The 10,846-nt window shown below is 68.2% G+C and carries 7 protein-coding genes; 5 read left to right on the top strand and 2 right to left on the bottom strand.

Going from position 1 to position 10,846, the window contains the following annotated elements:
• Window positions 1-7 precede the first annotated feature (7 nt).
• Window positions 8-3,379 (top strand): SbcC/MukB-like Walker B domain-containing protein, encoded by a 3,372-nt coding sequence (locus tag KVS69_RS09655; RefSeq protein WP_217537895.1) that lies wholly within the window; start codon window positions 8-10, stop codon window positions 3,377-3,379.
• A 5-nt stretch (window positions 3,380-3,384) separates the two neighbouring features.
• On the opposite strand, the gene KVS69_RS09660 is transcribed toward KVS69_RS09655, so the two are convergent.
• Window positions 3,385-4,161: a TSUP family transporter gene (locus KVS69_RS09660; RefSeq protein WP_217537896.1), complete on the bottom strand. Its 777-nt coding sequence runs from the start codon at window positions 4,159-4,161 to the stop codon at window positions 3,385-3,387.
• A gap of 59 nt (window positions 4,162-4,220) precedes the next feature.
• On the opposite strand from KVS69_RS09660, the gene KVS69_RS09665 reads away from it, so the two are divergent.
• From KVS69_RS09665 to KVS69_RS09680, 4 genes are all read left to right on the top strand, one after another.
• Complete coding sequence (locus tag KVS69_RS09665; RefSeq protein ID WP_217537897.1) at window positions 4,221-4,610, top strand: YchJ family metal-binding protein; 390 nt, start codon at window positions 4,221-4,223, stop codon at window positions 4,608-4,610.
• Window positions 4,611-4,694: 84 nt separating this feature from the next.
• Entirely contained in the window at window positions 4,695-5,987 is a 1,293-nt protein-coding gene (egtB, locus tag KVS69_RS09670) for an ergothioneine biosynthesis protein EgtB (RefSeq protein WP_217537898.1), read from the top strand.
• A complete protein-coding gene (egtD, locus tag KVS69_RS09675; RefSeq protein WP_217537899.1) occupies window positions 5,984-6,958 on the top strand; it encodes an L-histidine N(alpha)-methyltransferase in 975 nt (324 codons plus the stop codon). The genes egtB and egtD overlap by 4 nt, the downstream gene beginning before the upstream one ends.
• Before the next feature lie 55 nt (window positions 6,959-7,013).
• Window positions 7,014-9,191 carry a lytic murein transglycosylase gene (locus KVS69_RS09680; RefSeq protein WP_217537900.1) on the top strand — a complete coding sequence of 726 codons (2,178 nt, stop codon included), beginning with the start codon at window positions 7,014-7,016 and terminating at the stop codon, window positions 9,189-9,191.
• A gap of 13 nt (window positions 9,192-9,204) precedes the next feature.
• On the opposite strand, the gene KVS69_RS09685 is transcribed toward KVS69_RS09680, so the two are convergent.
• Window positions 9,205-10,398 (bottom strand): benzoate/H(+) symporter BenE family transporter, encoded by a 1,194-nt coding sequence (locus KVS69_RS09685; protein ID WP_217537901.1) that lies wholly within the window; start codon window positions 10,396-10,398, stop codon window positions 9,205-9,207.
• Window positions 10,399-10,846: the final 448 nt, after the last annotated feature.

Consider the following 10,846-nt stretch of genomic DNA (forward strand, 5'->3'; position numbering starts at 1 on the left):
ATAACGCATGGCCATCTCCAAGAACACTCCTGCCCTGTTCACCGAAGGGCTGCCGGACCCGCGCCAGCAGCAGTTCCGCATGCGCCGGCTGCAGGTGCACAACTGGGGCACCTTCAACGGCCTGACCGAAGTTCCGATCGCCGAGCGCGGCTTCCTGTTCGTCGGCCGTTCCGGTTCGGGCAAGTCGACCCTGCTCGATGCCATGTCGGCAATGCTGGTGCCGCCGTCGATCGTGGACTTCAACGCCGCCGCCCGCGAAGCCGAACGCAGCGGCCGCGACCGCAACCTGGTCTCCTACGTGCGTGGCGCATGGGCGGACCAGCAGGACCGGGGCACCGGCGAAATTGCCACCCAATACCTGCGCAAGGGCGCCACCTGGACCGCACTGGTGCTGGAGTACCGCGCCGGCGATGGTCGCGTGGTCAGCCTGGTGCGGCTGTTCTGGATCGCCGGGAACGGCGCGGCCGCCGCCGACGTCCGCAAGCATTACCTGATCGCCGAGCGCCCGTTCGATATCGCCAAGGACCTGGGCGGCTTCGACCTGGACCTGCGCAAGCTCAAGCAGCGCCTGGGCGATGTGCACCACTTCGACAGCTTCACCGGCTACGCCGAGCGCTTCCGGCACCTGCTGGGCATCGACAATGAAATGGCGCTACGCCTGCTGCACAAGACGCAGTCGGCCAAGAACCTGGGCGACCTGAACGTCTTCCTGCGCGATTTCATGCTGGATACGCCGCGCACCTTCGATGCCGCCGAACGGCTGGTCAGCGACTTCGCCGAACTGGATGGCGCACACAAGTCGGTGGTTACCGCCCGCCTTCAGGTGGAAACCCTCCTGCCGGCGCGCGCGCTGCATGCCGAACTGAAGGCGATGAACCTGCAGCGTGCCGACGAGGAGACGCTGAAGCTGGGCCTGGACAGTTTCCGCGAGTCGCGCCTGCAGCTGCTGCTCGAGAAGCGGCTGCAGGAAATCGATGTGCGCAACCGCGGGCTGCAGGGTGAAGAAACCCAGCGCCGGCAGGCCCTGGCCAACCATGAGGAGCACCTGGCCGAGCTGGAGCTGCAGCGCCGCCAGCAGGGCGGCGAGCGCATCGAGGAACTCGAACGCGAACAGGGCCGGGCCCAGGCCGAACTGGACCGCCGCCAGTCCAAGCGCGAGCAGGCCCGCCAGGCCGCCGCCAGGCTGCAGAACGAACTTCCCGATGACGCCCATGGCTTCGCTGCGCTGGTTGCGCGCGCGCAGGGCGAACTCGACAACCGCCAGCAGGCTGCCGCCGCCCTGGATGACGCCATCTCCGAGCGCCAGGCTGGCAAGCAGGACGATACCCGCCGTTTCGCCGATGTCCGCGCGGAACTGGAGGCCATGGAGCGCAACCCCTCCAGCATTCCCGCGCCGCTGCAGAAGCTGCGCAGCCGGATGTCCGAAGAAACCGGCGTGCCCGAGGCCGCACTGCCGTTCGTGGGCGAGCTGATCCAGGTCCACGAAGACCAGAGTGCCTGGCAGGGTGCGATCGAGCGCGTGCTGTTCGGCTTTGCACAGTCGCTGCTGGTCGAAGACAAGCACTACAACGAGATCAACGCCTGGGTGAATCGCACCCAGCTGGGCATGCGCCTGACCTACTACCGGGTCCGCCGCAACGACGACGCGATCGCACGCTCGCCGTCCGCGCGCTCGCTGCTGCACAAGCTGGAGCTGCGCGACAGCGTGTTCGAGCCATGGCTGCGCCGCGAGCTGGGCAAACGCTTCGACTATGAGTGCGTCGATGCCAGGCAGCTGCGCGATGTCGAACGCGGCATTTCACGCGAAGGCCAGGTCAAGCATCCCGGCGACCGGTTCGAGAAGGATGACCGCAGCGCGATCGGCGATCGCCGTCGCTGGCTGCTGGGCTTCAACAACCAGGAAAAGCTGGCGCTGTTCCGCCGCGAAGCGCAGGAACTGGCGCAACGCATTGCCGCCTGCGACGAGGATGTCGTGCGCCTGCGCGGTCAGCGTGACCTCGACAACGAGCGTCGGATGGCCTGCCACCAGCTGGTGAACGTGGTGTGGGAGGAGGTCGACATCGCCACCGCGCTGCAACGCCTGCAGGACATCGAAACGGCACTGCGCGAACTGCGCGAAGGCAATACCGACCTGGCCCGGCTGGCCCAGCAGATCGACCAGGCCCGTGCGGACATCGTGCAGGCACGGCGCACCTACGAAGACACACGGGTGGAGCTCATCCAGCTCTCGCGCGAACGCGACAAGCTCGATGCCCAGCGCCAGCGCAGCCGCGCCCTGGTGCTGCCGGCGCTGGGCGCCACCCAGGAAGCCGGGCTCAAGAAGCGCCTGGATCTGCTCGGCGGGCTCAGCCTGGAAACGCTGGAAGCGCACATGCGCGAGATCAGCAAGGGCATCAACGAAAGCCTGGCCTCGTCCCAGCAGGACGTGCACCGGGTCGAGACCCAGCTGGTGGGCTGCTTCCGGCGCTTCGCGCAGGCGTGGCCGGAGGAGTCCGGTGATTTCACCGCCTCGGTGGCTTCCGCGGAGGATTACCTGGCGCGCCTGGCGCGGCTGGAACGCGACGGCCTGCCGCAGCACGAGGAGCGCTTCTTCGATCTGCTGCAGAACCAGAGCAAGAACAACCTGCTCGCCCTGCAGCGGCACAGCGCCGAAGCGCGCAAGTCGATCGGCCAGCGCCTGGACGAGGTCAATGCATCGCTGGAGCAGGTACCATTCAACCGCGGCACCCTGCTGACCATCGAGCTCAGCGACCGGCGCCTGCCGGAAGTGCTCGAGTTCCACCAGCACCTGCGCGAAGTGTTGTCGCATCACCAGACCGAAGAGCGCGACGTCGCCGAGACCCAGTTCGCCGTGCTGCGCGAGCTGGTCAAGCGGCTGGGCTCGCAGGAAGGCGAGGACAAGCGCTGGCGCGAGAACGTGCTCGACGTACGCCTGCATGTGGAGTTCATCGGCGTGGAACTGGACGCCGCCACCCGCCAGCAGGTCGAGATCTACCGCAGCGGCGCCGGCAAGTCCGGTGGCCAGCGCCAGAAGCTGGCCACCACCTGCCTGGCGGCGGCGCTGCGCTACCAGCTCGGCGGCGCCGACAGCCAGCTGCCCAGCTACGCCGCCGTGGTGCTGGACGAAGCGTTCGACAAGGCCGACAACGAGTTCACCGCCCTGGCGATGAACATCTTCGAGAACTTCGGCTTCCAGATGGTGGTGGCCACCCCGCTGAAATCGGTGATGACGCTGGAGCCTTTCATCGGCGGCGCCTGTTTCGTCGAGATCAGCGGCCGCCACGACTCCGGCGTGCTGTTGATCGAGTACGACGAAGAAGGCAAGCGGCTCAAGCTTCCCGAGCGCACCCGCAGCGCGGCCGGGCAGGTCGAGGACTGACCTGCCTAGCCGGCGAACGTGTCCCAGCCCATCCGGGCGATCAGCACCACCACCAGGCCCACGAACAGCTTGCGGATGAACGGCGTGCCGCCGCGCAGCGCAAGCCGGGTCCCGACCACCGAACCGACGATGTTGGCGGTGGCCATCGGGATGGCGAACAGCCACAGGATGTTGCCGGTCGGCACGAAGAACGAGATCGCGGCCACGTTGGTGGCCAGGTTGACCACCTTCGAGGCGGCCGAGGCGCGCAGGAAATCCAGCCCGAAGAAGCGCACGAACAGGAAGATCAGGAAGCTGCCGGTGCCCGGCCCGAAGAAGCCGTCGTAGAAGCCGATCACCGCGCCGATCGCCAGCGCCGTGGCAAGTTCCTTGCGGCCGATCTCGCGCGGCCGGTGCAGGGCGCCGAAGTCCTTCTTCCACAGCGTGTAGCCCAGCATCGCCACCAGCAGCACCAGCACCAGCGGGCGCACCGCGTCCTTGGGCAGCAGGCTCACCGCCGTGGCCCCGGCAAACGAGAACACGAAGGCCGTGGTGGCCGCGAACAGTACCGGTCGCCAGGGGAAGCGCACATTGCGCGCGTAGCGGAATGCCGCTGCGGCGGTGCCGAACATCGAACTGAACTTGTTGGTACCAAACAGCATTGCCGGAGTGTGCTGCGGCAGCACCGTGAACAGTCCGGGCAACTGCACCAGCCCACCACCACCCACGGCGGCATCGACCAGGCCGGCGATGAAGGCGATCGCCACCAACCACAACAGTTCAGGGGGAACCAGCTCGAACACGGCAGCGCATCACGGCGGAAAGCGCGCCAGCATACGCCTCCCCGCGGCACAATACGCCCATGACCCCTGCCGATCCCTGTCCCTGCGGCCGCCCCGTCGCCTACGCCGCCTGCTGCGGCCGCTTCCACGCCGGTGACGCCGCCCCCGATGCCGAGGCGTTGATGCGCTCGCGCTACAGCGCCTATGTGAAGCAGCTGCCGGCATACCTGCTGGCCAGCTGGCACCCCGATACCCGTCCGGAAACCCTGTCGCTGGACGAGCCGGCCGGGCAGCGCACGCACTGGCTGGGCCTGACGGTGCACGAACACACCCTGCAGGATGCCGACCACGCCCAGGTGCGTTTCACCGCGCGCTACCGGATCGGCGGCGGCAGCGCGGTGAAGATGCAGGAGCACAGCCGCTTCGTGCGCCTCGATGGGCGCTGGTTCTATCTCGACGCGCTGCCCTGATCGCCTATTCAACTTGAACGGCGTAACACGGCGTACGCCGCGCCATGACATCGCGCTCACCCATGCTCGCCGATCCTTCGTGCGATGAACGCCGTCGTTGCCCCGCCTCCTACCGCCGCCACCGCTGCCACCGCATTGGCGGCCCAGTTCGCCCGGGTACGCGCCCGCAGTGTGGCCCTTGCCGCACCGCTCAGCGCCGAAGATGCGATGGTGCAGAGCATGCCCGATGCCAGCCCGAGCAAATGGCACCTGGCCCATACCACGTGGTTCTTCGAGCGCTTCGTGCTGGCGACCCAGCCGGACTACGTCGCGTTCGACGCCGATTGGCATTACCTGTTCAACAGCTACTACCAGAGCATCGGCCCAGCCCATGCGCGGCCGCAGCGCGGCCTGCTGTCGCGGCCCTCACTGGACGAAGTGCTGCGCTTCCGCAACCTGGTCGACCAGCGCGTGCTGGCGGCGCTGCAGGCGGATGCACTGGATGAGCAGGCCACCCGGCAGCTGGTACTGGGCCTGCACCACGAGCAGCAACACCAGGAGCTGCTGCTCACCGACATCAAGCACGCGCTGTGGAGCAACCCGCTGCAGCCGGCCTACCGCGACGACCTGCCGCGCAGCACCGGCACCGCCTCGCCGCTGGCGTGGATCCACAGCCCGGAACAGATCGTGGAGATCGGCGCGCCCGCGTGGCCGGCGCATGCCGCCTTCGCCTATGACAACGAATCGCCGGTGCACCGCGTGCTGGTGCCTGCCCATTCGCTGGCCAACCGCCCGGTCAGCAACAGCGAGTTCCGCCGCTTCGTTGAAGCCGGCGGCTACCGCGAGCCCGCCCATTGGATGAGCGAGGGCTGGAGCCTGTGCCAGCAGGAACACTGGCAGCACCCGCTGTACTGGGATGACGCACTGGCGCGCGAGTTCACCCTGGCGGGCTGGCGCGCGCTCGACCCCGATGCACCGGTCTGCCACCTCAGCTACTTCGAGGCCGACGCCTACGCCCGTTGGGCCGGTGCGCGCCTGCCCACCGAGTTCGAATGGGAAGCGGCCGCCGCCGGTCAGGCGCCGCAGGGCAACTTCGCCGACAGCGGGCGCCTGCACCCGGCCGCGCCCGACCAGGGCAGCGCGCCCGATCGCCACCTGCAGCTGTTCGGCGATGTCTGGGAGTGGACCAGCAGTGCCTACGGGGCCTATCCCGGTTTCCGTACCTTCGAAGGCAACCTCGGCGAGTACAACGGCAAGTTCATGTGCGGGCAATGGGTGCTGCGTGGCGGCAGCTGCGCCACCCCGGCCGACCACATCCGTCCCAGCTACCGCAATTTCTTCGCACCGTCGGCGCGCTGGCAGTTCGCCGGCCTGCGCCTGGCCAAGGATGCCGCATGAGCACTGTCAGTGATGCCCTGGATGCGTTGACCGACCTGCAGCCGGACCGCGCGCGGATCACCGCCGACATCCTGCACGGCCTGTCGCAGCGCCCGCGCCAGTTGCCTTCCAAGTATTTCTACGATGCACGCGGATCGCAGTTGTTCGAACAGATCACCCGCCAGCCGGAGTACTACCCCACGCGCACCGAGCTGCAGCTGCTCCAGCAGGTCAGCGCGGAGATCGCCCGCGCGGTGGGGCCGCACCTGCACGTGGTGGAACTGGGCAGTGGCAGCGGGCGCAAGACCGAGCTGCTGCTGCATGCCCTGGCCGATCCGGTGGCCTACACCCCCATCGAGATCTCGCGCGCGGCGCTGCTCGACAGCGTGGCACGCCTGGCCGAAGCGCTGCCGGAGATCGAGATGCTGCCGGTCTGCGCTGACTTCACCCGTCCCGTAACGCTGCCCGAACCGCAGCGCGAACCGGCACGCCGGCTGCTGTTCTTCCCGGGTTCCACGCTTGGCAACTTCGCCCACGACGATGCCGTGGCGCTGCTCGATGCCATGCGCCAGACCATGGGGCCCACCGGGCTGGCGTTGATCGGCATCGACCTGCACAAGGACCCGGCACTGATCGAAGCGGCCTACAACGATGCGGCCGGGGTCACGGCGGCGTTCACCCTCAACCTGCTGCGCCGGCTCAACCGCGAGATCGGCAGCGACTTCGACCTGGACGGCTTCGAGCACCGCGCGCGTTACAGCGTGCCGCGGCTGCGCATTGAAACCGAGCTGGTCAGCCGTTGCGCACAGCGGGTGCACGTGGCCGGCCGCGCGTTCGATTTCGCCGACGGCGAAGCGATGACGGTGGAATACAGCCACAAGTACTCCGACGCCGCCTTCGGCGCGCTGATCGCCGAGGCCGGCCTGCGCGTGCGCATGCAGTGGAATGCCGATGCCCCCGCCTTCGGCCTGCGGTTGCTGGAACGGGCCTGAACCGCATGGGTTGCCGCTATGATGCGGTAACACTTGGCTGCAGGGATTCACGCCAATGAGGTTTACCACCGTCGGCCTGCTGGGCGCGCTGTGCCTGGCCGGCACCCCGGTCGCTGCCGCGCCGCAGGACGATTTCGACCGCTGCCTGGCCACGTTGCAGCCGCAGGCGCTCAAGCAGGGCGTCAGCGCGGCCGGGTTCACCCGGCTCACCGCCGGCCTCACCCCGGACCTGAGCGTGTTGCCGCTGCTGGATGCGCAGCCGGAGTTCACCACGCCCTTGTGGGATTACCTGGCCGCCCTGGTCGATACCCAGCGCGTCGACGATGGCCGCGCCCGCCTGGACCAGCACCGCGACCTGCTCGCCCGCGTATCGGCGCAGTACGGCGTGGATCCGGCCACCATCGTCGCGGTCTGGGGCGTGGAGAGCGATTACGGCCGCGTGTTCGGCAAGCGCCCGCTGCTGCAGTCGCTGGCCACCCTGTCCTGCAACGGGCGCCGCCAGCCGTTCTTCCGCGGCGAGCTGCTGGCCCTGCTCAAGCTGCTCGACGCCGGTGATCTGAGTGCCGATGGCCTGACCGGCTCCTGGGCCGGCGCCTTCGGCCACACCCAGTTCATGCCCTCCACCTATGCGCGTATCGCGGTGGACGGCGATGGCGATGGCCGCCGCGACCTGGTCGCCAGCATTCCCGACGCGCTGGCTTCCACCGCCAACTATCTCAAGCAGGCCGGCTGGCGCACCGGCCAGCCGTGGGGCATCGAAGTAAAGATCCCCGCGGGCTTCAATCCCAGCTTGGCCGGGCGCACCCAGCGCAAGCCGCTCGCGGCCTGGCGGGCATTGGGCATTGCCCCCATCGGCGGCGGCGCGCTCGCGCCTGCGGGACTGCCCGAGGATGCCAACGCCGCGCTGCTGCTGCCCACCGGTGCCCAGGGCCCGGCCTGGCTGGTGTTCCGCAATTACGATGCGATCTACGCCTACAACGCTGCGGAGAGCTATGCCCTGGCCATTGCCACCCTGAGCGACCGCCTGCGCGGCGGCCCCGGCATCGTGGCGGCCTGGCCCACCGACGATCCCGGCATTGGCCGCACTGAACGCCGCGAGCTGCAGACCCTGCTGCTGGCACGCGGCCACGATATCGGTGCCGCCGATGGCATGGTCGGCACTGCCACGCGGCGTGCCATCCAGACCGAACAGCAGGCGCTGGGCTGGCCCAATCCGGACGGCCGCGCCGGCCAACGCATCCTCACCGCGCTGCGCAGCGCACCCCCTCTACCCAAGCCCACTACCGCCATGCCCGACACCACCGCGTTCTCCCTGCCGCCCAACCACGCCCGCCTCGTGCAGTCGCCGGCTGCCCCCGGCGCCGCGCTGCCGAAGCTGGAGGGCCTGAGCATCGTCGACATCCAGGGCTTCCCGGCCTGGAAGGTGGAAACCCCGCTGGCCACTGCCGCGATCTCCGTGTTTGGCGGGCAGCTGCTGTCCTTCATTCCCAAGGGCGGCCAGGACGTGCTGTGGCTGTCGCCCACCGCGCAGGCGCTGCCCATCCCGATCCGCGGCGGCAGCCCGGTGTGCTGGCCGTACTTCGGCAAACAAGGGCAGGGCAGTGACGTGCCCTCGCATGGCTTCGTGCGCAACGTGCCGTGGACCCTGCAGAGCGCGCAGCGCGAAGCCGATGGCACCGTGGTGCTGACCCTCGCCCCGCCGGCGCTGGACACCCTCGACCTGCGCCTGAGCATGCAGCTGCGGATCGGCCGCACCCTCGAACAGCGCCTGGTCACCGAGAACACCGGCCGCCAGCCGGTCACCTTCACCCAGGCGCTGCACAACTACTTCAAGGTCAGCGACGCCATGCAGGTCAGCGTGTCCGGGCTGGATGGCCTGACCTACCTGGACAAGTTCGAGAACTACGCCACCCCGCGCACCCAACAGGGCGACTGGTCGCTCAACGACCCGCGTGACCCCGGCCGCAGCGACCGCATCTATACCCAGGCCGGTGGCCGTTACGTGCTGAAAGACCCTGGGCTCAAGCGCAGCATCGAGATCAGTACCCAGGGCAGTCGTTCGCTGGTGGCCTGGAACCCCGGCCAGGCAGGAGCGGCGAAGATGGCCGACGTCGGCGCCGGCTGGAAGCACTATGTGTGCCTGGAGGCGGCCAACGCCGGCCCGGACGTGGTCACCCTGGCCCCGGGCGCGCGCCACAGCCTGGTGCAGACCCTCCGCGTCCTGCCCCAGTAAGCGCGGCCAGCGCTCAGGGCAGGGCGGGACCGCGCGGCCGCAAGGCGACCAGGCATATGCCGCCGGCCACCAAGCCCCAGAAGGCAGAGCCGATCCCGCCCAGCGACAGGCCCGAGGCGGTCACCAGGAAGGTGACCAGTGCGGCCTCGCGGTCGCTTTCCTCGCGCAGGGCCATGGCCAGGCTGTTGGCGATGGTGCCGAACAAGGCGATACCGGCGACGCAGGCCACCAGTTCCTTCGGGAAGGCGGCGAATACCGCGGCCACCGTCGCGCCGAACAGGCCCACCACGATGTAGAAGGCACCGGCGGCCACGGCAGCGGTGTAACGCCGGGCCGGATCCTCATGCGCTTCGCGTCCCATGCAGATGGCCGCCGTGATCGCCGCCAGGTTGAGGCCGTAGGCGCCGAACGGGGCCAACACCATGTTGGCCACGCCGATCCAGCCGATGACGGGGGAAATCGGGGTGTCGTAGCCGGACGCCCGGATCACGGCGACCCCGGGAATGTTCTGCGAGGCCATGGTGACCACGAACAGGGGCAGGGCGATGCCGAACACCGCCGGCCATGACAGGGTGGGCCAGGTGAACACCGGCATGGCCAGTTCGAGCCGCAGCTGTTCGGCATGCAGCAGGCCCTGTGCGGCGGCAACGCCCACGCCCACCAGTAGGGTGGCAATCACCGCGTAGCGGGGGAAAAGCCGGCGCCCGACCAGCCAGGTCGCGAACATCGCCAGCGCCATCCCCAGCTGCGTGCCCATGGAGACGAACACCTCCAACCCGAAGCGCAGCAGTACGCCGGCCAGCATGCCGGCGGCCAATGCCATCGGCACGCGGCGCATGACCTTGGCGAACACACCGGAGAAGCCGGCCAGCATCCCCAGCACCGCCGCCAGTACGAATGCCCCGATGGCATCGCCATAGGCCACCGCGCCCGTGCCTACCACCAGCATCGCGGCACCAGGGGTCGACCATGCAGTCACCACGGGAACGCGGTAGCGCAGCGACAGCCCGATGCAGGTCACGCCCATGCCCAGGCCCAACGCCCACATCCACGATGCGATCTGCGCCTGCGTTGCACCGACCGCCTGTGCGGCCTGGAACACGATCACCGCGGAACTGGCAAAGCCGACCAGCACTGTAATGAAGCCTGCGACCACGGCGGGCAATGAGAGATCGCGCAACAACGAACGCTTGGCAACCGCAGACATGACGCATGCTTCCCTGACGACAAGAAGCTGCATTGTTGGCAGCCCTGCGCAGCACGCGCAACGCGCGTGCTGCGCATCGCCGTTGGCGCTGTGCCCACACACGGCAGGTACCGGGCGTGTGTCGGTACGAATTGAAAAAAGCGCTTGACGAATTTCGAGAAGTCTTTAGTATTCGCTCCCTCGCTGCGACGCGGTCTTCACCCCGGTGAACACCAAACCAAAGCGGCGGCAACATCCTTCGAAACAAGGTGTTGACGGAAACGAAAAGCCTGACATAATAGGCGGCTCGCTTCGACGAAAAGACCTCCGGGTCGCACAACGAAGCAGCATCGGCAACAACGTCCACTTCGGTGAGGCGGCCCTCGAAAAAGGGTGTTGACGAAGCGGAAAAGCCAGCTATAATGGGCGGCTCGCAACGACGGAAACGTCGGGGCACACGGAGAAAGGC

The sequence above is a fragment of the Stenotrophomonas sp. GbtcB23 genome, assembly GCF_019091045.1.
GTDB lineage: Bacteria > Pseudomonadota > Gammaproteobacteria > Xanthomonadales > Xanthomonadaceae > Stenotrophomonas > Stenotrophomonas rhizophila_A.

What these genes read in the sequence shown, in the direction of transcription:
- KVS69_RS09655 (WP_217537895.1), top strand. Translation starts at nt 8, where the DNA reads ATGGCCATCTCCAAGAACACTCCTGCCCTGTTCACCGAAGGGCTGCCG.
- egtB (WP_217537898.1), top strand. Translation starts at nt 4,695, where the DNA reads ATGAACGCCGTCGTTGCCCCGCCTCCTACCGCCGCCACCGCTGCCACC.
- KVS69_RS09680 (WP_217537900.1), top strand. Translation starts at nt 7,014, where the DNA reads ATGAGGTTTACCACCGTCGGCCTGCTGGGCGCGCTGTGCCTGGCCGGC.
- KVS69_RS09665 (WP_217537897.1), top strand. Translation starts at nt 4,221, where the DNA reads ATGACCCCTGCCGATCCCTGTCCCTGCGGCCGCCCCGTCGCCTACGCC.
- egtD (WP_217537899.1), top strand. Translation starts at nt 5,984, where the DNA reads ATGAGCACTGTCAGTGATGCCCTGGATGCGTTGACCGACCTGCAGCCG.
- KVS69_RS09685 (WP_217537901.1), bottom strand. Translation starts at nt 10,398, where the DNA reads ATGTCTGCGGTTGCCAAGCGTTCGTTGTTGCGCGATCTCTCATTGCCC.